The sequence below is a fragment of the Stenotrophomonas sp. NRRL B-14846 genome (assembly GCF_050473585.1).
Classification (GTDB): Bacteria; Pseudomonadota; Gammaproteobacteria; order Xanthomonadales; family Xanthomonadaceae; genus Stenotrophomonas.
In genome coordinates this window covers 1058130-1080535 of record NZ_JBFLUN010000022.1, presented here as the reverse complement: position 1 = coordinate 1080535, position 22406 = coordinate 1058130, and the positions used below count along the sequence as shown (strand labels likewise).

Below are 22406 nucleotides of genomic sequence, written 5' to 3'. Positions count from 1 at the left end.
CGACCGCTACACCGGGGTACCCGCCACCATTTCCAGGCCGCGCGCACGGCGGATCAGCCGCGTCACGGCAGTGCGCAGGTCGTCAAGCACCGCGTAGATCGTCGGCAGGAACAGCAGGCTGACCACCGTCGAGAACGCCAGGCCGCCGGCGATCGCACGCGCCATCGGCGAATACTCCGGGCCATTGCCGAACATCTGCGTATCGGTCAGCGAGATCGGGATCATTGCCAGGATCGCTGTGCCCATGGTCATCATGATCGGCCGCAGGCGTTCGCGTGAGCCTTCCACCAGTGCCTGGGTGCGGCCCATGCCGCTGCGCCGCAGGTTGTTGATGTGCTCGATCATCACGATGCCGTTGTTCACCACCACGCCCATCAACACGAGGATGCCGATGAAGGACATGATCCCGAACGACGTGCCGGTGATCCAGAACAGCCAGAACACGCCGAAGATCGAGAACAGCACGCCGCTCATGATCGCCGCCGGGAACAGCAGCGACTCGAACACCGCCGCCATCACCACGTAGATCATCACCAGCGCGATCAGCAGGTTGAACACCATCTGCTGCATGGCTTCGTCATCGTTGCCGTAGTCACCGCCGTCGAAGGTGAAACCATAGCCGGCCGGGAAATTCATCGGCTTGAGCACGGCTTCAATCGCCTTGCGCCCGTCCGGTGCGGTGATCTTCTCGGCCAGGTTGGCCTTGATGGTCAAGGTGGTCTGGCGGTTGGTGCGTCCGATCTGGGTGGCCGACGAACCGACGTCCACGGTGACCAGGCTCAGCAGCGGCACGCTGCGGCCATCGCCGGTGCGCACGCTGAAACCGGCCAAGTCTTCCGGGCTGCTCTGCTCGGCGCCAGCGAAGCGCACCCACACCGGCACTTCATTGTCACCGCGGCGGAACTCACGCATCGGTGCGCCGCGCAGCGCCAACCCGACGAAGCTGGCCACCTGCTCGGCGTTGAAGCCGAACGCTGCGGCACGCTCACGGTCTACGCGCACCTTCAGCTCGCCGCCCTTCTCGCCGTTGTCGATGCGCACATCGCGCAGTTCGGCACGCTGCGCCAGCAACGGCACCACTTCCTGGCCGATCTCCTGCAGCATCGAGCTGGAATCGCCCACCAGCTGCACCTGCACGCCCTGGTTGCTGCCGCCACCGCCATCGCCGCCCTGGTTGCCGACGAAGTAATCGGTGCGGGCCGACTTCGGCAGGCCCTTGCGCAGTTCCTCCTGCAGCGACTTGATGTCCTTGGCGTACTTTTCGTCCAGGGTGACGACCGTGGAGCTGCCTTCCTGCTCGCTGTACCAGGAGTACACCTGCTTCACGTGCAGGCGTTCGCGGTTCTGGTCGATCCAGTTCTCCACCCGCGCTACTTCCTCGGACATCTGGCGGTAGGTGTAGGCACCCTTCCACATGTAGCCGATGAAGATGTCCTTGCCACCCTCGCCACCGAACATGTCGACCTTGGTCAGCTTCATCGGCACCAGGCTGACCAGCACCACCAGCAGGATGCCGAGCAGGCTCCAACCGCGGTGATGCAGCGACCAGTCCAGCAGCTGTGCGTAGCGCCGCTGCAGGCGCGCGATCAGGCCAGTCTGCGAGTGCACCAGCTTGGGCGTGGCCATGCGTGCGGACAGCATCGGGATCAGGCTGACCGCCACCAGCCACGAGGCCAGCAGCGAGACCGAGATGGTGATCGCGATCTGCGCCATGAAGATGCTGATGTTGTTGGTCTCGCCGAACAGGTTCGGCACGAACACGATGCAGTGGCACAGCGTACCGGCGCTGAGCGCGATGGCCACGTTGCGGGTGCCGATGATCGAGGCCAGCCGTGGCTGCCCCGGCATGCGCTCGCGCTCCTGGTAGATGCTTTCCACCACCACCACGGCATTGTCGACCAGCATGCCCACGGCGAGCAGCAGGCCCATCATGGTCAGGATGTTCAGTGTCACCCCGACGAAGTACATGAAGCCCAGGGTGATGGTGAAGCAGATCGGAATGGCCAGGGTCACCATCAGCGTCGACGGCCAATGGCGCAGGAAGAAGAACAGCACCGTGATCGACAGGATCAGGCCAACCGCACCGGCCTCGGCCAGCTCCAGCAGCGAGGACGTCACCGCCTTGCCCTGGTTGTCGATCACCTTGATCTGCACGTCGCGCATCGACGGCTGCGCGCGGATCGCCTCGACTTCGGCCAGCGCCGCACGCGAGACGTCCACCAGGTTGGCACTGCGCTCCTTGAAGATATCCAGGCCCACCGCCGGGTTGCCGTCCAGGCGGCGCCCGTAGTTCATCCGCGCCGGCTTCAGGCGGACATCGGCGATATCGCCCAGGCGCAGGCCCTTGGCGTTGATCACCAGATCGCGCATCTCCTGCAGGTCGGTGATCTCGCCCACTGGCTGCACGCGCACGCGCTGGCCGTTGTCGTCGATCTGCCCGGCCGAGATCGAGAAGTTCAGCGTGCGCAGGCGCTCGCTCAGCTCGTTGATGCTCAACCCATGCGCGTTGAGCCGGTTCGGATCGATCGCGATCTCCACCTCGTTCGGCGGCGCGCCGGTGATATCGACACGGGCCACGCCGGGAATACGCTCGATGCGCCGCTTGAACTCACGGTCGAGCATGTCATAGGCGGTGGTCAGATCGGTGGTGCTGGCCAGGCGCACCTTCAGCACGGGCTGGTCACTGCTGGACCACTTGAACACGTTGTAGCGCTGCAGGTCGTCGGGCAGGTCGCTGCGGATCGCATCGATACGCTCGCGCGCGTCGGACGCCGCAATCGCAATGTCGCGATCCCAATCGCTGAACTCGATGTAGATCAGCGCCGCCTCGGAGGTGGCCGACGAGCGCATGCGCTTGATGCCGGTCATCGTCGCCAGCGATTCCTCGACCGGGCGGATGATGGTCCGTTCCACTTCTTCCGGGGTCGAGCCGGTGTACGGAATCTGCACGAACAGGAACGGCGCGGAGATGTCCGGCAGCGCCTCCAGCGGCAGCCGGAACGAAGCGATCAGGCCGATCACCACCAGCGACACGAAGCACATGATGGTGGTGACCGGGCGGCGGATGGAGAACTCGGCAACACTCATGCCGGTTCCTCCACACCTGCCGTGCCGCCCTCGTCGCCATGCAGGCCGTCACTGGCGTGCTTGCGGCCGCGCTCACGGTAGTAGGCGTCGCCACGACGATCCATCAGGTCGTACACCACCGGGATCACCAGCAGGGTCAGCAGCGTCGACACCAGCAGGCCACCGATCACGGTGATCGCCATCGGTGCACGCACTTCGGCGCCCTCGCCCATCGCCACCGCCAGCGGCAGGAAGCCGAACAGCGTGCACAGGGTGGTCATGATGATCGGGCGCAGGCGCGAGCGCGCACCTTCCACCAGTGCCTCGTGCTTGGCCACGCCGGCTTCGCGCAGCTGGTTGACCTTGTCGATCAGGATGATCGCGTTCTTGGTCACCAGGCCGACCAGCAGGATCAGGCCGATGAACACCACCACCGAGATGGGCTTGCCGGTCAGCATCAGCGCCAGGATCGCGCCGACCAGCGCCAGCGGGATGGTGAACAGGATCACGAACGGGTGCAGCAGCGATTCGAACTGCGAGGCCATCACCAGGTAGACCAGGAAGATCGCCAGGCCGAAGGCGAAGATCAGCGACTTCGCCGCCTGCGCCAGCTCCTCGCCCTGGCCGCCGATGTGCAGGCCGACGCCCGCGCCCAGCGGCTGCTCGGCCACCATCTGCTGCACTTCGCGCATGGCCGCGCCCAGGTCGATGTCGCGCAGGTTGGCCGACACCACCGCCACCCGGGTCTGGTCGGCGCGGTGGATCTCGCTGGGGCCAGTGGTGGCGACCACGTCGGCTACCGCGTCCAACGTGACCGGGCGGGTGCTGCCCGGGTTGACGATCAGCCGGCGGATGCTCTCCACGCTGGCGCGGTCGCCTTCCTGCGCACGCACCAGCACGTCGATCTTGCGGTCGCGGAAGCTGTAGCGGGTGGCGACGTCGCCGCGCACCTTCTTCACCACCACGTCGGCGATCTGGCGGGTGGTCAGGCCCAGCGCACCGGCACGCTCCTGGTCGAAGCGGATCTGGATTTCCGGGAAGCCCTCTTCCACCGTCGACTTCACGTCGGCGTAGTGGGCATTGCCGCGCAGCATCGCTGCCAGGCGCTGGCCGGCCACTTCCAGGGTGGCCATGTCCTGCCCGCGCAGCTCGATTTCCAGCGGCGTGGAGAAACTGAACAATGCCGGCCGCGCGAAGTCGACCTGGGCACCCGGGTGCTGGCTCATGGTACCGCGCAGGCGCTCGGTGATCGCCGCTTCCGTGTGCGCATTGCCGCCGCCTTCCATCACCACGGTCAGCTTGCCGATGTTCTCACCGCTTTCGGTCGGGCTGGCATCCAGCCGGGTGCCGCTGCCGCTTACGCCATACAGCGAGGCCACGCCTTCGCCCTTGCCGTGTGCCAGCTGCAGCTCGCGCACCAGCGCATCGGTCTGCTTGAGCGGCGTGCCGGCCGGCAGCTTCACCGTCATTTCGAAACGGTCCTGCGCCAGCTGCGGGATCAGGTCCGCACCAAGCATCGGCACCAGCGCCATGGTCGCCACGAAAATGATGGCGGCCACGCCCAGCACCTTGCCCGGATGCGCGAGCGCACTCGGCAGCAGGCGCAGGTAGCCACGCTCGGCGCCGGCATAGGGCTTCATCGCCAGGTCGCTGGCCTTGCGCATCACCGGGCCGATCACCGCGACCACGCCGCGCCACAGGCGCACCACCAGCCAGGCCAGCGCATAGAAGCTCCAGCGCACGCTGGCGACCACGCCACGGCGGCCCAGCGCCACCGGCTTCTGCCAGCGCTTCTGCGGCTGCCATGCTTCGTTCGGCGCCTCATCCGGGAACGCCAGCGGCGGCCGCCCCTTCAGCGAGCTCAGCATCGGGATCAGGGTCATCGACACCAGCAGCGAGATCGCGATGGCGATCGCCACGGTCAAGGCCTGGTCGCGGAACAGCTGCCCGGCGATGCCGTCGACGAACACCAGCGGCAGGAATACCGCGATGGTGGTCAGGGTCGAGGCGACCACTGCCATGCTCACTTCGCGGGTGCCGGCAATGGCCGCCTGCAGGATGCCCAGGCCACGCTCGCGGGCCTTGGCGATGCTCTCCAGCACCACGATCGAGTCATCCACCACCAGGCCCGTGGCCAATGCCAGGCCCCCCAGCGACATCACGTTCAAGCTCAGGCCGAGCTGGCCCATGAAGAAGAACGTGGCGATGATCGAGACCGGCAGCGACAGGCTGATCACGAACGTGCTCCAACCATCGCGCAGGAACAGGAAGATGATCAGGATCGCCAGCAGGCCGCCGATCACGGCATCCTTCTTGACGTCGGCGATGGCGTGCTCGATGAAGCGCGACTGGTCCTCGATGGTGGTCAGCTCGACATCGGACGGGAACGTGCCCTTGATCTGCTCCAGGCGCTTGCGCAGCGCTTCGGCGGTGGACACGGTGTTGGCGTCGCCTTCCTTGTAGATGGCCAGCTCGACCGATTCCTTGCCGCCCAGGCGGATGATCGCTTCACGCTCCTTGTAGCCCTGGCGCACGGTGGCGACGTCCTTCAGGCGCACCGGCACGCCGTTGGCAACCACGCTGGAGCCACCACCGGACGACGCGCTCTGTGCCGCCGACGCCGCCGCGATGGCGGCCGCCGAACCGGTCGACGCGGCGATGTTGAACATCTGCTGCAGCGCCGAGTCCGCCGCGCTGCCATTGGCGGCCTGGGTGGTCACCAGCAGGTTGCGGATTTCCTCCAGGTCGGCGAACTGGTTGACGGTACGCACCAGGAAGCGCTGCGAACCCTCCTCCAGGCGGCCGCCGGAGATGTTGATGTTCTCGTCCTTCAGGCGCTTGATGACGGTATCGATCGGCAGGTTCAGCTGCGCCAGCTTCTGCTGGTCGATGTCGACCTGGATCTCGTCCTCGAGGCCACCACCGACCTTGACCGCCGCCACGCCGGTGACCGGCTCCAGCTTCTTCTTGAGGTCTTCATCGGCATAGCGCCGCAGGCCGGTCAGCTCGCGCACCGCATCGGCATCGCTGGTCGGCGCCGCCTTGTTCGACAGCACCAGGCGCATGATCGGCTCCGTGGACGGATTGAAGCGCAGCAGCACCGGGGCCTTGGCCTCCAGCGGCAGGTTCAGCGCTTCCATCTTGTCGCGCACCTCCAGGCTGGCCTGGTCCATGTTGGTGCCCCAGGCGAACTCCAGCACCACGTCGCTCTGGCCGGTACGCGAGACCGACTTCAGCTTGCGCAGGTTCTTGACCACGCCGACTGCTTCTTCGACCGGCTGGGTGATCAGGGTTTCGATTTCAGTCGGCGCTGCACCGGTGTATTCGGTGCGCACGGTCAGCGTCGGATAGCTCAAGTCGGGCAGCAGGTTGACCTTGAGGTTGCCCAGCGCGATCAGGCCGAACAGCAGCAGTGTGATCGTGCACATGGCGATGGTCACGCGGCGGCGGGTGGCGAATTCCACCAGGCCGCCGCGCATGCTGGCGGCGGCGCCGTCGCTCGCCGGCGAGGCACCGTGGTCGTGGCCCGGGGCGGTCATTGCTTGCTCCCGGCCTTGTCTGCCGGCTTGGCGGCCGCAGCGACCGTCTTCGCCTTCGGGTCGGCAATCACCTGCACCGTGGTGCCGTCGCGCAGGGCGACCTTGCCGGCGGTGACCACCTGATCACCGGCCGCCAGGCCATCACGGATCTCCACCCACGGGCCCTCGGCGTAACCCAGCTTGACCGGAACGCGTGCGACCTTGCCTTCGCGCACGCGGAACACCGCCGGCTCACCGTCGTCGAGCAACGCCAGGCGCGGTACGACCAGCGCATCGGCACGCTGGTCGTAGTCGATGCGGATGCGACCGAACATGCCGGGCTGCAGCGCGTGTGCGGCGCCGTCGAAGGCGCTGACCACGCGAAACGTACCGCTGCCCGAATCCACCACCGGCGCGATGCGATCGACGGTGCCGGTGAAGCTCTGCCCCGGCAGCGCGTCCGCCGCCAGCGTCACCGGCTGGCCGGCGCGCAGGGTGGCCAGCTCGCGCTCGGGCACGTTGAGGGTGGCTTCCAGCCGCGAGTTGTCGACGATGCGGAAGATCGGCGTGTTGATCTGCACGAAGTTGCCGGTCTTGATCGAGCGCGAGGCGATCACGCCGGAGATCGGCGCCACCACCGTGGTGTAGGACAGCTCCAGCGTGGCCAGGCGGTACTGCGCGCGGACGTTTTCCAGGTCGTAGCGCAGCTGGTCGACATCGGCGGCGCTGACCATCTGCTGGCCAACCAGCTTCTGTGCGCGCTGGTAGTTGTTTTCCAGCTTGCGCATCTGCGCTTCGCTCTGCGCAACGGCCAGGCGTGCGCGATCCGGGTCCAGCCGCACCAGCGGTTGGCCGGCGGTGACCCGCTGCCCTTCCTCGACCAGCACCGCCAGGGCTACGCCGGAGGTCTTGGCCACCACCTGCGACTCGGCGCGTGGCTCCAGCGCAGCGGTACCGGTGTAGCTCGCCGCGACGGCACGATGGCTGGCCACCGCGACTTCGACGGGGACGGCGTCGACCTTCTTCTCCTCCTTGGTCTCGGCAGCCTTGGCTTCGGAATTGGGCCCTGCGGCGCAACCGCCCAGCAGCAGGGAGGTGGAGATCAGCAGTGCGGCAGCGCAGATTCCGCTGCGACGGCCGGACAGGAAGGTTGGGTGCGACATCGTCAGGTCCCTGGAGGATGCGTGGACAGGTGTGGTAGCAAAGTAATGCACCACTTCACGGCAACACCATATCCCAAAGGTCATGGTGTCTTCACGCCGCTGGTCGGCCCACCCCCATTTCAGCTAGATGAAACCTGAGGCTATACTCGGGTCGTTCCGTACCCCACGCCGGAACGACCAGACCCGAATCCCCGGAAACGACACCATGCGCCCGCAGCCGCTCGCCGCTTGTCTCGCTCTGGCCGTCCTCCTGCCCCTTGGGGCCGCCGCACAGCCCGCTCCTGCTCCTGCCACACCCGCTCCGGCCCCGGCGCCCGCCGCACCCACCGGCAACTTCGACAATGGCCGCGTGCTGGCCTACACCTGCCAGGGTTGCCACGGCATCACCGGCTACAAGAACGCCTACCCCAGTTACCGGGTGCCGAAGATCGGCGGCCAGACCCAGCAGTACCTGGCCCAGGCCCTGACCGAGTACCGCCAGGGCAAGCGCCGGCATCCGACGATGCAGGCGCAGTCGATGAGTTTCAGCGAACAGGAGATCGCCGATCTCTCTGTTTACCTGTCCACCGTCAAGTAAGGCCCGCCCATGTCGAAAGCCGCGCATCCGATGCGTCACGCCATCGCCCTGTCCGTTGCCCTGCTGCTGGCGGCCTGTTCACAGTCGCAGGTGGAAAACAGCGAGAAGTCCGCCGCCGACCCGGGCCATGCCAGCGGCGAACACGGTTCTTCGTCCTCCGCTGGCCTGCCGGCAGGCCGCGAGGCCGCCGGTGAAGCCCGCGCCAAGGTGAAGGGCAAGGCCACCAACCAGAGCTGCATCGACTGCCACGGCGCTGACGGCAATGCGCCGATCGATGCGACCTATCCGAAGCTGGGTGGCCAGTACGGTGACTACCTGGCGCACGCGCTGCAGGCCTACCGCGCCGGTGACCGCCAGCATGCGCTGATGACGCCGCAGGCAAAGGACCTGAGTGATCAGGACATTGCCGATCTGGCCGCGTATTTCGGCAGCCGGCCGAGCCAGCTGCGGGATCTGCACGGGGTCAAATGACCGCCGGCCCCCGGTGGGTGCGGACCTTGGTCCGCACTGATGCCGCCGTCCACGCATGGCGTGGATCTACCAGGCTTCGGCGTCGGTAGGTGCGGACCGTTGGTCCGCATGGATCCCGATATCCACGCATCGCGTAGATCAACTGAGTTCACCGGCAGCGCCGGCAGCCGCTCAGCCTTCCAGCTCTTCCCAGCGCGCGTACGCGGCATCCAGCTCGGCCTGCACCTTGGCCAGCTGCTGGGTATGCGCGGTCACTTCGGCACTGCTGCGGGTGTAGAACGACGGGTCGTTCATCGCCGAGGTCAGCCCTTCGACGTCGCCTTCCAGTTTCTCGATGGTCTTCGGCAGCTGCTCCAGTTCGCGCGCTTCCTTGTAGGCCAGCTTGCGCTTGGGCGCAGCCGGAGCAGCGGCCGTGGCAGCCGGTGCAGCAACCGCCGGCTTGGCTGCCGGGGCCGCAGCAGGCGCAGCCACGCTGGCCGCATAGCGCTGCCAGTCGCTGTAGCCACCGACGTACTCACCGATCACGCCGTCGCCTTCCATCACCAGCGTGGAGGTCACCACGTTGTCGATGAAGTCACGGTCGTGGCTGACCAGCAGCAGAGTGCCGGTGTACTCGCCCAGCAGTTCTTCCAGCAGCTCCAGGGTTTCCACGTCCAGGTCGTTGGTCGGTTCGTCCATCACCAGCAGGTTGGACGGCTGCGCGAACAGCTTGGCCAGCAGCAGGCGGTTGCGCTCGCCACCGGACAGGCGGGTGATCGGCGCGCGCGCGCGCTCGGGGGTGAACATGAAGTCCTGCAGGTAGGCATGCACGTGCTTGCGCTTGCCGTTGAACTCGAGGAAATCACGTCCTTCGGCCACGTTCTCGATCGCGCTCCAGTCTTCGCGCAGCACCGCGCGGTACTGATCGAAATACGCGATCTGCAGGTTGGTACCGGCGTTGACCTCGCCCTTGGCCGGCTGCAGTTCGCCCAGCAGCAGCTTCAGCAGCGTGGTCTTGCCGCTGCCGTTGGGACCGATCAGGCCGATGCGGTCGCCACGCAGGATGGTGGTGGTGAAATCGCGGACCATGGTGCGCTCGCCGAAGGCGAACGAAATGTCCTTGACGTCGATGACCTTCTTGCCGGAGCTGACGCCCTGCGCGGCTTCCATCTTGACGTTGCCGCTGAGGTCGCGGCGCTGCGAACGTTCGGTGCGCATCGCCTTCAGGCGCCGCACGCGGCCTTCGTCGCGGGTACGACGGGCCTTGATGCCCTGGCGGATCCAGACTTCTTCCTGCGCCAGCAGCTTGTCGAAGCGGGCATTTTCCTGCGCCTGCGCATTGAGGCGTTCCTCGCGGCGGCGCTCGTAGTTGGCCCAGTCGCCCGGCCAGCTGGTGACCTGGCCGCGGTCGATCTCGACGATGCGGGAGGCCAGCGCACGCAGGAAACGACGGTCATGGGTGACGAACACCACGCTGCCGCTCCAGCCCTTCAGGAACGCTTCCAGCCAGTCGATGGCTTCGATGTCCAGGTGGTTGGTCGGTTCGTCCAGCAGCAGCACGTCCGGGCTGGAGACCAGCGCACGGGCCAGCAGCACGCGGCGCTTCATGCCGCCGGACAGGCGGCCGAACTCGGCCTCGCCATCCAGGTCGAGCTTGGTCAGGGTTTCGCTGACGCGCTGGTCCAGGCCCCAGCCGTTGGCGGCGTCGATCTTGGCCTGCACGTTGCCGAGCGCTTCGCCGTCGAAGACCTCGGCATGGCTGAGGTGGTGGAACTCGGCCAGCCACTGGCCCAGTTCGCCGAGGCCATCGGCGACGACGTCGAACACCGAGCCGGCCGCGCCATGCGGCACTTCCTGCTCCAGGCGGGTGACGCGCACGCCCTGCTGCACGCGGACTTCGCCGTCATCGGGCTTGTGGTCGCCGGACAGCAGCTTGAGCAGGGTGGATTTGCCGGCGCCGTTGCGGCCGATCAGGGCGATGCGTTCGCCCGGCTCGATCGACAGTTCGGCCTTTTCCAGCAACAACGGGCCGCCGACGCTGAAGTCGACGTTCTGTAGGGTAATCAGAGGCATCCGGATATTGTACGGGTTGGGGGCGTCGGCCGGGTTGCACCCGGCACCCGCGGTAGTGCCGGCCGCTGGCCGGCAACCTCAACGGCAACGTCAAAAGCTGGTTTCCTGTGGGATGGCGGATGGGTCCGGTTGCGGGGGCCGCTGCAAGTACGTCCATGTAAGCTCGGTCGCCGCATCCATGCGGCTCACGCCCCCGCAACCGGACCCATCCCGCCTTCGACAGGTTTCTGCGATCTGTCGGAACGGCGTTCTGCTCTGGGGGGTGGCGACCTTGGTCGGCACGGTAGATCCACGCCATGCGTGGATGAGCGCTGCAAGACCTGTCGATCTGTCGGGGTCGGATCCCGTTGCTGCGCAACGGGCTCTGACCCCTTCGTGGAATTCGCGCAGTGCAAGACCGATCCCTGCTACTGCACCTCCCCCAACAACGCCTGCAACCCCGGCAGCCATTGCTTGCCGGGGTGGCGTACCAGCCACAGGGTGCGCTGCAGGGGCGGCAGCGGGGTCTCCAGCACGCGCAGGCGGCCGAGAGCCAGCGGCTCTTCCAGCGCATGACGCGAAAGGCAGGCCAGGCCGAGACCGGCGATGGCGGCCTGCTTGATCGCTTCGGTATTGCCCAGCTGCAGGGTCTGCGCGAAACCGCGCAGATGCGGCAACAACGCCTGTTCGACGGCCTCGCGGGTGCCTGAGCCGGGCTCGCGCAGCAGCCAGCGGGCGCGGCGGAGTTCATCCAGCGACCAGCGCGCGGGGGCGTCGGCGGCGGCGACGATCACCAGCGGATCCTGCTGCCAGGCGGTCACCTGCAGGCCGCGCTCATGGCACGGGCCTTCGATCAGGCCGGCGTCGACGTCCAGGCGCTGCACGGCGGCAACCACGCCGGCACTGTTGTCGATGCGCAGGTCGACTTCGGCCTGCGGCGCCTGCCGCAGCAGATCGGCGATGCGCGGCGGCAACAGGTAGTTGCCGATGGTGGTACTGGCGGCCAGCACCAGCCGCAGCGGCGCACCCTGCGACGGGTCGCCGCCAGCGGCCAACTGCCGTTCCAGGTCGGCGGCGTTGACCAGCAAAGTGCGCGCCGGCTCCAGCAGCGCGCGGCCGTGCCCGTTCAGGGCCAGGCGACGGCCTATGCGGTCGAACAGCGGGGTGCCGAAGTGCGCCTCCAGCTCCTGCAGGGCGGCGCTGCTGGCCGACTGCGAGAGCGCGATGGCCTGGCCGGCGGCAGTAGTGCTGCCATGATCGGCGATGGCGACAAAGACCTGCAGCTGGCGCAAGGTCAGGCGCATGGCATTTACCCGCTTGATAGGTAGGTTTCACCCATATTATTCGTTTTACAGGTCATCGACAGAAGCGCACGCTTGCCGCATCACTCCAGCCCTGCCCTGCCATGAACGCCCCCGCTCTCTCCCCCTGGTCCCTGCCCGCCCTGCGCCAACGCTGGCAGCCGCGCCTGCCCGGCCTGCTGCTTGTGGGCCTGATCGCGGCGGCGTCGCTCTATCTGGCCGAGCTTCCCTGGCTTCAGGCGCACGGCCTGAGCGCGCTGACCGTGGCCATCGTCGCCGGCATCGTGGTCGGCAACACCCTCTACCCGCGGCTGGCGCCGAGCAGCGCGGCCGGCGTCGGCTTTTCCAAGCACTGGCTGCTGCGCGCCGGCATCGTGCTGTACGGCCTGCGCCTGACCTTCCAGGACATCGGCCATGTCGGCGTCACTGGCGTGCTGATGGACGTGCTGGTGGTCGCCAGCACCTTCGGCCTGGCCTGCTGGCTGGGCATGCGCGTGTTCAAGATGGAACGCGAGGCGGCGATGCTGATCGGTGCCGGCAGTGCGATCTGCGGCGCGGCGGCGGTGATGGCCGCCGAACCGGTGGTGCGCGGCCGTGCTGCGCAGGTCACGGTGGCGGTGTCGACGGTGGTGGTGTTCGGCACGTTGGCGATGTTCCTGTATCCCGCCCTGTATGCGCTGGTGCAGTCGCACGGCTGGCTGGCGATGGACGCGCAGCAGTACGGCCTGTTCACCGGCGCGACGGTGCATGAAGTGGCACAGGTGGTGGCGGCCGGCCGCGCGGTCAACGAAGCGGCGGCCGATACCGCGGTGATCACCAAGATGGTGCGGGTGATGCTGCTGGCACCGTTCCTGGTCGCACTGTCGCTGTGGCTGGCGCGTGGCGGCAAGGCCAGCGCCGACGGCAGCAAGGCGCGCATCGTGGTGCCGTGGTTCGCGTTCGGTTTCGTGGCGGTGGCCGGTTTCAACTCGCTGCACCTGCTGCCGGCTGGCCTGCAGGCGGGGCTGGTGCAGCTGGATACCGTGCTGCTGGCGATGGCGATGGCCGCGCTGGGCCTGACCACCCACGTCTCGGCGCTGCGCCAGGCCGGGCTGAAGCCGCTGCTGCTGGCGCTGATCCTGTTCGCCTGGCTGCTGTTCGGTGGCCTCGCGATCCATCAGGGTGTGTTGGCCTTGCTGGGCTGAGCAGGAGCGTGCCGACCAGGGTCGGCACCCACCAGTAGATCCACGCCATGCGTGGATGGCGGCTCCAATTGGTGGGGCAGACCCCTTTCCTGCGGAAAGGGATCCGACCTCACCCCATTGGACGGGGGCGGCCGCGCGGACGGTTACAATGCGCCATGACTGACTTCTCGACCCTGCCGCTGAGCCCGGCCCTGCAGCCCGGCCTGGATGCCCTCGGCTACACCACTCTCACCCCCGTGCAGGCGCAGAGCCTGCCGGCCATCCTCGATGGCCGCGATGTGATCGCACAGGCACCGACCGGCAGTGGCAAGACCGCCGCCTTCGGCCTGGGCCTGCTGCAGGCCATCGACCCCAGCCTGATCCGCGTGCAGGCGCTGGTGCTGTGCCCGACCCGCGAACTGGCCGACCAGGTCGGCAAGCAGATCCGCAAGCTGGCCACCGGCATTCCCAACCTGAAGTTGCTGCTGCTGGTTGGCGGCGTACCGCTGGGACCGCAGCTGGCATCGCTGGAAGGCCACGATCCGCATGTGGTGGTCGGCACGCCCGGCCGCGTGCAGGAACTGGCACGCAAGCGTGCGCTGAACCTGGGCGCGGTGCGCACGCTGGTGCTGGATGAGGCCGACCGCATGCTCGACATGGGCTTCGAAGAGCCGATCCGCGAGATCGCCGGCCGCACCCACAAGGATCGCCAGAGCCTGCTGTTCTCCGCCACCTTCCCCGACAGCATCCGCGCCATGGCGCGTGACCTGCTGCGCGACGCAGTGGAAGTGACCGTGGAAGGCGCCGACCAGGCCCCGGCCATCCGCCACATGTTCTGCGAGGTGGAGCCGGCGCATCGCCAGAAGGCGCTTGCCGGCCTGCTGCTGAAGTACACGCCGGAATCGGCGGTGGTCTTCTGCAACACCCGCAAGGACGTGGACGAAGTGGCCAACTCGCTGCAGCAGTTCGGCTTCTCCGCACTGGCCCTGCATGGCGACATGGAACAGCGCGACCGCGAGGAAGTGCTGTTGTTGCTGGCCAACCGCAGCTGCAACGTGCTGGTGGCCAGCGACGTGGCCGCACGCGGCCTGGACGTGGAAGAGCTGGCAGCGGTAATCAACTACGAACTGCCGACCGACGTGGAGAGCTACCAGCACCGCGTGGGCCGTACCGGCCGTGCCGGTGCCAGCGGCCTGGCGATCAGCCTGGTGGCCGGCCGCGAGAAGACCCGCGCCGAAGCCATCGAAGCGCAGATGGGGCAGCCGCTGGACTGGCAGAAGACGCCGCTGGCGACCTCGCGCCCGGCCGAGCTGCCGCAGGCGGCGATGCGTACCCTGCGGATCGACGGCGGCAAGACCGACAAGCTGCGCCCGGGCGACATCCTCGGCGCACTGACCGGCGACGCCGGGCTGTCGAGCAAGTTCATCGGCAAGATCGCGATCTTCCCGACCCGCTCCTATGTGGCGATCGCGCGTGAGCAGGCCAACAAGGCCGTGGCCAAGCTGGAAGCCGGCAAGATCAAGGGCCGTCGTTTCCGCGTGCGGATGATGTGATTGAAGCAGCGTTGCCAACCACGGTTGGCAACGACCTGACCTGGTAGCGGCCAACCTTGGTTGGCCCGTCCATGGCGTCAGTCGCGAAAGGCGATGCCAACCAAGGTTGGCAACTACCGGTTCGCAGATAACCGCCTGATCAGAACACCAGTTCGGTATGCAGCGGCAGCTCCGCTTCCCAGCGGGCGCGGCCGCCGAGGCCATCGAGCTCGACCAGCACGCCGGCACCGACCACCTCAACACCCAGGCGGCGCACCAGCGACAGCGCAGCGACCAGCGTGCCGCCGGTGGCCAGCACGTCATCGATGATCGCAACGCGGGCACCGGCCGGCAGCGCATCGGCGTGCACTTCGATGCAGTCGCTGCGGTATTCCAGCGTGTATTCCTCGCGCAGCACCTGGCCCGGCAGCTTGCCCGGCTTGCGAACCGGCACGAAGCCGACGCCCAGCTCCAGTGCCATCGCGGCACCGAGGATGAACCCACGCGATTCGATGCCGACCACTGCGTCCAGCTTCTGGTCGCGCCAACGGTCGGCCATCGCGGTGATCGCGCCACGGAAGTCCTCGCCGTGGGCGAGCAGCGGCATGATGTCCTTGAACAGGATGCCGGGCTTGGGGAAGTCGGCGATGTCGCGCAGGCGGGAGGCCCACTGCGGAGCGACGATGGCGTCGGTCATGTCACATTGGCTATCTGATGGCGGCATAGGGTACCTGTTCCGGGCGCCGCCTGCCTGATGGGGGTGTTCGGCCGGGCTGCGCCCGGCGCCTGCAGAGGCTTCAAGCCAAGGCAACGGCAAGAGCGGCATTCCGTGGGATGGCGAGGTGGGTCCGGTTGCGGGAGACGCCGTAAACCCGTCCATGGGGGCTTGGCCGCGGCATCCATGCCGCGGACACTCCCGCCACCGGACCCACCCCGCCTTCGACAGATTTCTGCGATCTGTTGTAGATCCACGCCGTGCGTGGATGGATCTCAATCAAAGTCGAATGTTTCGAAGATTGAAAGAAGAGCATCCACGCATGGTGTGGATCTACCAAGCCCCATCCAACCGTCACCGGGAATCTGTCGGAGGTGGGGCGGTGTGGGGCTGCAGGACCGTTGGCGCCATGGATGGCGCCATGGATGGCGCCATCGAGCCCCCAAGGACGGGTTTACGGCGTGTCCTGCAGTCCCACACCGCCCCGCCAGACCCTCAGCAATCCAGAGCCGCTTTAGCTTTGGCTTCGGCTGTTGCCTCTGCGGGTGCAGGGCGCAGCCCTGCCGAAACCCACCCTCAGGAACTGCAGGACAGCATCGAGCAGCCGGCGCGGTTGTCGGCCCACGCCGGGCGCTTGCCAACGAAGTGCTCAAGCCCCGGGCGTTCGGTATACGGGTCGCGCAGCACGTCCTGCAATTCATGCACACCGCCGAGGTCACCCTGTTCGGCGCGGTCAATCGCCTCCTGGGCAAGCCAGTTGCGCAGCACGTACAGCGGATTGGCCGCTCCCATCTTCGCCAAGCGTTCGCTGGCCGACAGCGGATCGGCCTGCAACCTTGCCGCGTAGTCCTGCAGCCAGTGCTGCAATGGTGCCTGCACCGCCTGTTGGCGCGCCTCGTCGTAGTACACCGCGTCCAGCAGCGCCGCATCCGGTGCCGCCGGATCGAGGCGCATCAGTGCGCGCCAGGCCAGGGTCATGTCCATGGCGCCCTCCTGCATCAGCTGCTGCCAGCGCTGGAAGAGCTGCAGGTCGTCATCGTCGGCCGCGGCCAGGCCCAGCTTGGCTGCGGCATCGCGGCGCGTGCAAGCCACGAAGGTGGACTGGTACGCCGCCAGGCCCGCCTGCAGCGGTGCGACATCTGCAAACAATGGCGACAACGCCTGCGCCAATCGGCCCAGGTTCCAGTACGCCACCTGCGGCTGGGTGCCGAAGCGGTAGCGACGACCCTGTGCGTCGGTGGTGTTCGGTGTCCAGTCCGGATCGAAGTCCTCGACCCAGCCATAGGGGCCGTAATCCAGTGTCAGGCCGAGCACGGACAGGTTGTCGGTGTTCATCACGCCGTGCACGAAGCCGACGCGCATCCAGTGCGCGATCGTCTCGGCAGTGCGCACCGCGACCTGCGCGAACCAGTCGCCGTACAGCGCCTCGCCCTGCCCTTGCAGTTCGGGGAAATCTCGGGCGATGCAGGTGTCCACCAGTTGTTGCAGCAGGGCAGTCTCGCCACGCGAGGCCGGTAGCTCGAACGAACCGAAACGCAGGAACGACGGCGAGACCCGGCACACGATGGCACCAGGCTCGGCACGCGGGTGGCCGTCATAGAACATGTCGCGCACCACGTCCTCGCCGGTGCCGACCAGCGACAACGCGCGCGTGGTCGGCACGCCCAGGTGGTGCATCGCTTCGCTGCACAGGAATTCGCGGATCGACGAGCGCAGCACCGCCCGCCCATCGGCGCCCCGCGAATATGGCGTGGGCCCGGCCCCCTTCAGCTGCAGCTCCCAGTGGCGGCCATCCGGCGCAACCAGCTCGCCCAGCGAAATCGCACGCCCGTCGCCGAGCTGGCCGGCCCAGTGACCAAACTGATGGCCACCGTAGTTGGCTGCCCACGGCTGCATGCCGGCGTACAGCGCATTGCCACCGAATACCTGCGCGAAACCTTCGCTCTCGACGTCAGCGGCACCGAAACCCAGCAGCGTGGCCACCTCCGGTGCCCAGGCCAGCAGCGTGGGCGCCGTCACCGGGGTCGGCATCACCGGTGACCAGGCTGCGCCCAGCACGTCGCGCCGGCGCGGGCCGGATTCGGGGTCGCCCGGCAGGGTATGCAGCAGGCGGTTGTCGAAACGGGGGCTGTCGGTATCCATGGTGCTGAAGATGGGGGCGCCGGCCGCCCGCCTCAATTGCCGCTCAGTGCCTGCAGGTGACCGCCGTGGGCCTCGGCACGCTGGTAGGCCGGGCGCTCACCGATACGCTTGAGGAAGCCGCGCAGCGCCGGCTTGTCGTCGAGGCCACCGCCACGCGCGGCAGCGGCCTGGATCGGGAAGCTCATCTGGATGTCGGCCGCACTGAAGCGCTCGCCAGCAAACCACGGGCTTTCGGCCAGGCGGCGCTCCATCCACTCCAGGTGCAGCCGCCGCTGTGGACCGATGAAGCCGCGCTCGGCCTTGTCGGCAATGCTGCGTGCGATGGGGCGCGCGAAGAACGGCATCGGCGCGTTGCGGATGCGGCCCATCACCAGGGTCAGCAGCAATGGCGGCATCGCCGAGCCTTCGGCGTAGTGCAGCCAGTAGCGGTAAGCGATGCGTTCGGCCCCGTCGGCCGGCATCGGTGACGGCGACAGCTGGCGTTGCGTGTCGTAACGGTCAGCGAGGTAGTCGAGGATCGCGCCGGACTCGGCCAGTACCAGCTCACCATCCTGCAATACCGGCGACTTGCCGAGCGGATGCACGTTGCGCAGTTCCGGCGGCGCCAGCAGCGTCTTCGGATCGCGCGGATAGCGGCGCAGTTCGTAATCCAACCCCAGCTCCTCCAGCATCCACAGCACGCGCAGCGAACGGGAGTTTTCCAGGTGGTGGACGATGCGCATGGGGGGTGATCCTTGGGGAGGCCCACATCGTACCGCGCGCAGTGCATGCCCTTTGTAGAGTCGAGCCATGCTCGACTGGCTTTGAGAACAGTCGAGCGTGGCTCGACTCTACAAAAAACGGCGGGCAATAAAAAACGCCGGAAGCTTTCGCTTCCGGCGTTCTGGCTACCCAACGGTAGCAGACGGATTAGACCGCCTGCACCTGGTCAGCCTGCATACCCTTCTGACCCTGGACGGCGATGAAGGTAACCTTCTGGCCTTCCTGCAGGGTCTTGAAGCCGGTGCCCTGGATCGCGCGGAAGTGCACGAACAGGTCCGGGCCGCTTTCCGGGGTGATGAAGCCGAAGCCCTTGGCGTCGTTGAACCACTTGACGGTGCCGGTCTGACGTTCAGACATTTTACTAACTCCTGAAACACATGTTGAAAAAAATCGCAGCCACCGGGTATCGGGGCCGAGACTGAGTTGCAGGCGTTGGTAAAGCGGATCGATGAGCGGATCGTGAGATCAACTGCACCAGGCCACGATTCACGGTGACCCTAGCAAACACAGTGGGTCGCACGATACGCGTGTTTTCTGCAAAAAGCGATAGTCCCGACGTTCATGGGAATACGTCACCCGCTAGGCGTGACAAGGGTTGGCAGCCTTTCGCGGCTAACTCCGAGTCCCCATTCAGGTTTTTCCTACCCTACACTGGGTAAATGACTGAAGCTGAAACCCCCGCTGAACACGCCTCCCCCCGCATCTGGGTGGATGCCGACGCTTGTCCCACCGTCATTCGCGACATCCTGTTCCGCGCAGCTGAACGGGTCGGGATCGAACTGACCCTGGTCGCCAACCAGTGGATCCGTACCCCGCCCTCGCGCTGGCTGCGCTCGATCCAGGTGCCGCAGGGGCTGGACGTGGCCGACAGCGCCATCGTCGAGCGGGTCGCCGCGGGCGACCTGGTGGTCACCCAGGACATCCCGCTGGCCGCGCTGGTGCTGGAGAAGAAGGCTGTCGCACTGAACCCGCGCGGCCAGTTGTACACACCGAACAACATGGCCGAGCGGCTGTCGATGCGCAATTTCATGGAGGAACTGCGCGGCGCCGGGGTCCAGACCGGTGGACCGCCGCCGCTGGGACCCCGTGACCGGCAGCTGTTCGCCGCCGAGCTGGACCGTTGGCTGGCGCGACGCCCGGCCCGCTGAGCGCCTAGCCGCCCCCGGCCGGCAGGCTCAGGCTGCGGCTGCTGCTGAACACCCGTCGTTCGCCATTCAACGGGTCATCGAAGGCCAGGGCCCGCGCCAGCAGCTGCAGCGGCGCCTCGGCGACGTTCGGCGGACGTTGCCGAAGCTGCGGGTACAGGTCGTCACCGACGATCGGCGCCCCCAGCATGGCCATGTGCACGCGCAACTGATGCTTGCGGCCGGTCTCCGGCAGCAGCCGGTAGCGCCAGATCGGCCCTTCGGCCTCGATCAGCTCGATCCGGCTGCGCGCATTGGGCTCGCCAGGCACTTCGGCCATGCGGAAGAACGGCTCGCCCGGCACCAGGCGGCTGTCCCGCTGCAACGGGAACTCCCGCCCGGGCAGCGCCGGTGCGAGGGCTTCATAGGTCTTTTCGATGCGCCGCTCACGGAACAGGCGCTGGTAGGCATCGCGCGACGCACGCTGGGTCGAGAACAGCACCAACCCGGCCGTCAGCCGATCCAGCCGGTGCAGTGGCACCAGATCGGCATTGCCGGTGCGGGCGACCAGCCGTGCCAGCAGCGTCTCGCGCACATGCCCACCCGCGGGTGTCACCGGCAGGAAATGCGGCTTGTCGGCCACCAGCAGGTGCGCATCCAGATGGACGAGGGTTTCGGTGAAGGGGATCACCGGCTCGTCGGCCACCTCGCGGAAGTACTGGATGTCCAACCCGACCTGCCAGGGCATGCCCGGCGCGAGCGCCCTGCCCTGTGCGTCCAGCACACGACCGCGCGCGAAGCGATCCTGCCATTGCGCGCGCGCGATGCGCGGGAAACGTGCACACAGGCCATCCAGCAGGGTGGCCCAGGTGCCGGGCGGCAGCTGCAACCGGCTGGGCAAGCTCATGGCGTCCACTCCGGCCACGGAAAGACCACAAGAGTGCCACCGTTGACGGCATGCAGACAGCCCAGCCACGGACACCCCCGAAGCAAACCTCTATCATTGTCGTCTTTAGTCCACGGATCCCCCATGGCTCTTACCGCCACCATCCGCAAGGCCGAACTACAGATCAGCGACATGGATCGCGGCTACTACGCGACCCACAACCTGACCCTGGCCCAGCATCCGTCCGAGACCGACGAGCGCCTGATGGTGCGCCTGCTCGCCTTCGCGCTGAACGCCGGCGACCGCCTGGAATTCGGTCGCGGCCTGAGCACCGATGACGAGCCCGATCTGTGGGAGCACGACTACACCGGCGACATCCTGCAGTGGATCGACCTGGGCCATCCGGACGAATCGCGCATCCGCAAGGCCTGCAACCGCAGCCGCCAGGTGCAGGTGGTCAACTACGGCGGCAACGCCTCGGAGATCTGGTGGGGCAAGCAGGGCAAGGGCCTGGCGCGCTTCGACAATCTCTCGGTGGTCGATCTGGACGGCGAATTCGTCGAGCGCTGGGGCCAGCAGATCCAGCGTGCCATGCGCTGGAGCGTGCTGATCCAGGACGGCGAGGTGCAGCTGCTCAACGACCAGATCCAGCTCGACGTGATCCCGAACTGGCGCAAGCGCGCCAAGGCATGAGCACCATCCGTTGCGATGTGGTGGTCATTGGTGCCGGCGCGGCCGGGCTGATGACCGCGATCACCGCCGGCCAGCGTGGCCGCCAGGTGCAGGTGATCGACCATGCCAACAAGGTCGGCAAGAAGATCCTGATGTCCGGCGGTGGCCGCTGCAATTTCACCAACACCGGCACCACCCCGGCCAACTTCCTGTCGGCCAACCCGCACTTCTGCAAGTCGGCGCTGGCCCGCTACACGCCCTGGCACTTCATCGAGCTGGTGCACAAGCACGGCATCGCCTATCACGAAAAGGAACTGGGGCAGCTGTTCTGCGATGTCTCGTCCAAGCAGATCGTGAAGATGCTGGTGGACGAATGCCAGGCGGCGGGCGTGCAGATCCGTACCGACTGCAGCGTGCAGCGCATCGAGCACGGCAGCGATGGCTTCCGCGTGCACACCACGCAGGGCCTGTTCCATTGCGCCTCGCTGGTGGTTGCCAGCGGTGGCCTGTCGATTCCCAGCATGGGGGCCAGCGGCTTTGGCTATGAAGTGGCCCGCCAGTTCGGCCACCAGGTGCTGCCGACCCGCGCCGGCCTGGTGCCGCTGACCCTCAGCGGCAAGCACCAGGAGCGGCTGGCCGACCTCAGCGGCGTCGCACTGCCGATCGAGGCGCGCTGCAACGGAAAGAGTTTCCAGAACTTCATGCTGCTGACCCACCGTGGCGTGAGCGGCCCGGCCATCCTGCAGATCTCTTCGTTCTGGCAGCCCGGCGATGCGCTGGAGCTGGACCTGCTGCCGGGCCAGGATGCGGGCGAGTGGCTGCGCCAGATGAAGCGCGACCGCCCCGCCGCCGAGCTGCGCACGGTGCTGGGCGAGGTACTGCCGAAGCGGCTGGCGCAGCGCCTGTGCGAGCACTGGCTGCCCGACCGCCCGGTGCGCCAGCTGGACGAGCCGGTGCTGCGCCAGGCCGCGCAGCTGCTGGGCGCATTCCCGCTGGTGGCCAGCGGCACCGAAGGCTACCGCACCGCCGAGGTCACCCTGGGCGGCGTGGACACCGCCGAAGTGTCATCCTCGACGATGGAATCCAAGCGCGTGCCCGGCCTGCACTTCGTTGGCGAGGTGCTGGACGTGACCGGCTGGCTGGGCGGCTACAACTTCCAATGGGCCTGGGCCAGCGGCCACGCAGCGGGCGGCGTGGTGTGAACCACTTCGCCGTTCGACGCGCGCAAGGGGTGCGCGCATGGACGGTTCGCCGCGCATCGTGTATCTAGATTCGCAGATTGG

At 67.2% G+C, this 22406-nt stretch carries 17 protein-coding genes; 7 read left to right on the top strand and 10 right to left on the bottom strand.

Annotated features, from left to right (window positions below; genetic code table 11):
• Nucleotides 1-6: 6 nt before the first annotated feature.
• From AB1281_RS07305 to AB1281_RS07295, 3 genes are read right to left on the bottom strand one after another with little or no spacing between them, the layout of a single operon-like run.
• On the bottom strand, nt 7-3087 hold the full coding sequence (locus AB1281_RS07305) for an efflux RND transporter permease subunit (protein ID WP_430345448.1): 3081 nt from the start codon (nt 3085-3087) through the stop codon (nt 7-9).
• Entirely contained in the window at nt 3084-6605 is a 3522-nt protein-coding gene (locus AB1281_RS07300) for an efflux RND transporter permease subunit (RefSeq protein WP_430345447.1), read from the bottom strand. Before AB1281_RS07300 ends, AB1281_RS07305 begins: the two co-directional genes overlap by 4 nt.
• Nucleotides 6602-7747 carry an efflux RND transporter periplasmic adaptor subunit gene (locus AB1281_RS07295; protein ID WP_014036886.1) on the bottom strand — a complete coding sequence of 382 codons (1146 nt, stop codon included), beginning with the start codon at nt 7745-7747 and terminating at the stop codon, nt 6602-6604. The genes AB1281_RS07300 and AB1281_RS07295 overlap by 4 nt, the downstream gene beginning before the upstream one ends.
• Before the next feature lie 205 nt (nt 7748-7952).
• Between AB1281_RS07295 and AB1281_RS07290 the strand changes: the two genes are divergently transcribed.
• Together AB1281_RS07290 and AB1281_RS07285 are read left to right on the top strand one after the other, a co-directional pair.
• Entirely contained in the window at nt 7953-8324 is a 372-nt protein-coding gene (locus AB1281_RS07290; protein WP_197578696.1) for a c-type cytochrome, read from the top strand.
• A 9-nt stretch (nt 8325-8333) separates the two neighbouring features.
• Nucleotides 8334-8795, top strand: a complete 462-nt coding sequence (locus AB1281_RS07285; protein WP_006430887.1) for a c-type cytochrome — start codon at nt 8334-8336, stop codon at nt 8793-8795.
• A gap of 171 nt (nt 8796-8966) precedes the next feature.
• Here the strand turns inward: AB1281_RS07285 and AB1281_RS07280 are convergent, their stop codons facing one another.
• Complete coding sequence (locus AB1281_RS07280) at nt 8967-10847, bottom strand: ATP-binding cassette domain-containing protein (RefSeq protein WP_430345446.1); 1881 nt, start codon at nt 10845-10847, stop codon at nt 8967-8969.
• A 407-nt stretch (nt 10848-11254) separates the two neighbouring features.
• Complete coding sequence (locus AB1281_RS07275) at nt 11255-12130, bottom strand: LysR family transcriptional regulator (RefSeq protein ID WP_430345445.1); 876 nt, start codon at nt 12128-12130, stop codon at nt 11255-11257.
• Nucleotides 12131-12231: 101 nt separating this feature from the next.
• Between AB1281_RS07275 and AB1281_RS07270 the strand changes: the two genes are divergently transcribed.
• Both AB1281_RS07270 and dbpA read left to right on the top strand, forming a co-directional pair.
• Nucleotides 12232-13311, top strand: a complete 1080-nt coding sequence (locus AB1281_RS07270) for a YeiH family protein (protein ID WP_430345444.1) — start codon at nt 12232-12234, stop codon at nt 13309-13311.
• 155 nt (nt 13312-13466) lie between these two features.
• The gene (dbpA, locus tag AB1281_RS07265; RefSeq protein WP_075674702.1) at nt 13467-14843 is read left to right on the top strand and encodes an ATP-dependent RNA helicase DbpA; all 1377 of its coding nucleotides are present in this window, start codon (nt 13467-13469) and stop codon (nt 14841-14843) included.
• Between the two features lie 139 nt (nt 14844-14982).
• On the opposite strand, the gene AB1281_RS07260 is transcribed toward dbpA, so the two are convergent.
• From AB1281_RS07260 to AB1281_RS07245, 4 genes are all read right to left on the bottom strand, one after another.
• A complete protein-coding gene (locus tag AB1281_RS07260; protein WP_014036878.1) occupies nt 14983-15519 on the bottom strand; it encodes an adenine phosphoribosyltransferase in 537 nt (178 codons plus the stop codon).
• A gap of 594 nt (nt 15520-16113) precedes the next feature.
• On the bottom strand, nt 16114-17679 hold the full coding sequence (locus AB1281_RS07255; RefSeq protein ID WP_430345443.1) for a protein adenylyltransferase SelO: 1566 nt from the start codon (nt 17677-17679) through the stop codon (nt 16114-16116).
• Nucleotides 17680-17711: 32 nt separating this feature from the next.
• Nucleotides 17712-18401 carry a glutathione S-transferase family protein gene (locus AB1281_RS07250; RefSeq protein WP_049442804.1) on the bottom strand — a complete coding sequence of 230 codons (690 nt, stop codon included), beginning with the start codon at nt 18399-18401 and terminating at the stop codon, nt 17712-17714.
• A 187-nt stretch (nt 18402-18588) separates the two neighbouring features.
• Nucleotides 18589-18798 (bottom strand): cold-shock protein, encoded by a 210-nt coding sequence (locus AB1281_RS07245; RefSeq protein ID WP_005416210.1) that lies wholly within the window; start codon nt 18796-18798, stop codon nt 18589-18591.
• A gap of 302 nt (nt 18799-19100) precedes the next feature.
• On the opposite strand from AB1281_RS07245, the gene AB1281_RS07240 reads away from it, so the two are divergent.
• Nucleotides 19101-19589 carry a YaiI/YqxD family protein gene (locus AB1281_RS07240; RefSeq protein ID WP_014036875.1) on the top strand — a complete coding sequence of 163 codons (489 nt, stop codon included), beginning with the start codon at nt 19101-19103 and terminating at the stop codon, nt 19587-19589.
• 4 nt (nt 19590-19593) lie between these two features.
• Here AB1281_RS07240 and AB1281_RS07235 read toward each other — a convergent pair whose 3' ends face one another.
• Nucleotides 19594-20472, bottom strand: a complete 879-nt coding sequence (locus AB1281_RS07235; RefSeq protein ID WP_430345442.1) for a pseudouridine synthase — start codon at nt 20470-20472, stop codon at nt 19594-19596.
• 123 nt (nt 20473-20595) lie between these two features.
• On the opposite strand from AB1281_RS07235, the gene AB1281_RS07230 reads away from it, so the two are divergent.
• Together AB1281_RS07230 and AB1281_RS07225 are read left to right on the top strand one after the other, a co-directional pair.
• Nucleotides 20596-21144, top strand: a complete 549-nt coding sequence (locus tag AB1281_RS07230; RefSeq protein WP_101765308.1) for a YaeQ family protein — start codon at nt 20596-20598, stop codon at nt 21142-21144.
• Nucleotides 21141-22325, top strand: coding sequence for an NAD(P)/FAD-dependent oxidoreductase (locus AB1281_RS07225; RefSeq protein WP_014036872.1), 1185 nt, complete (start codon nt 21141-21143; stop codon nt 22323-22325). The genes AB1281_RS07230 and AB1281_RS07225 overlap by 4 nt, the downstream gene beginning before the upstream one ends.
• Nucleotides 22326-22406 lie beyond the last annotated feature (81 nt).

Bases quoted from the DNA above. Each gene is read 5' to 3' on its own strand.
- AB1281_RS07305 (WP_430345448.1), bottom strand. From the start codon at position 3,087: ATGAGTGTTGCCGAGTTCTCCATCCGCCGCCCGGTCACCACCATCATG.
- AB1281_RS07300 (WP_430345447.1), bottom strand. From the start codon at position 6,605: ATGACCGCCCCGGGCCACGACCACGGTGCCTCGCCGGCGAGCGACGGC.
- AB1281_RS07295 (WP_014036886.1), bottom strand. From the start codon at position 7,747: ATGTCGCACCCAACCTTCCTGTCCGGCCGTCGCAGCGGAATCTGCGCT.
- AB1281_RS07290 (WP_197578696.1), top strand. From the start codon at position 7,953: ATGCGCCCGCAGCCGCTCGCCGCTTGTCTCGCTCTGGCCGTCCTCCTG.
- AB1281_RS07285 (WP_006430887.1), top strand. From the start codon at position 8,334: ATGTCGAAAGCCGCGCATCCGATGCGTCACGCCATCGCCCTGTCCGTT.
- AB1281_RS07280 (WP_430345446.1), bottom strand. From the start codon at position 10,847: ATGCCTCTGATTACCCTACAGAACGTCGACTTCAGCGTCGGCGGCCCG.
- AB1281_RS07275 (WP_430345445.1), bottom strand. From the start codon at position 12,130: ATGCGCCTGACCTTGCGCCAGCTGCAGGTCTTTGTCGCCATCGCCGAT.
- AB1281_RS07270 (WP_430345444.1), top strand. From the start codon at position 12,232: ATGAACGCCCCCGCTCTCTCCCCCTGGTCCCTGCCCGCCCTGCGCCAA.
- dbpA (WP_075674702.1), top strand. From the start codon at position 13,467: ATGACTGACTTCTCGACCCTGCCGCTGAGCCCGGCCCTGCAGCCCGGC.
- AB1281_RS07260 (WP_014036878.1), bottom strand. From the start codon at position 15,519: ATGACCGACGCCATCGTCGCTCCGCAGTGGGCCTCCCGCCTGCGCGAC.
- AB1281_RS07255 (WP_430345443.1), bottom strand. From the start codon at position 17,679: ATGGATACCGACAGCCCCCGTTTCGACAACCGCCTGCTGCATACCCTG.
- AB1281_RS07250 (WP_049442804.1), bottom strand. From the start codon at position 18,401: ATGCGCATCGTCCACCACCTGGAAAACTCCCGTTCGCTGCGCGTGCTG.
- AB1281_RS07245 (WP_005416210.1), bottom strand. From the start codon at position 18,798: ATGTCTGAACGTCAGACCGGCACCGTCAAGTGGTTCAACGACGCCAAG.
- AB1281_RS07240 (WP_014036875.1), top strand. From the start codon at position 19,101: ATGACTGAAGCTGAAACCCCCGCTGAACACGCCTCCCCCCGCATCTGG.
- AB1281_RS07235 (WP_430345442.1), bottom strand. From the start codon at position 20,472: ATGAGCTTGCCCAGCCGGTTGCAGCTGCCGCCCGGCACCTGGGCCACC.
- AB1281_RS07230 (WP_101765308.1), top strand. From the start codon at position 20,596: ATGGCTCTTACCGCCACCATCCGCAAGGCCGAACTACAGATCAGCGAC.
- AB1281_RS07225 (WP_014036872.1), top strand. From the start codon at position 21,141: ATGAGCACCATCCGTTGCGATGTGGTGGTCATTGGTGCCGGCGCGGCC.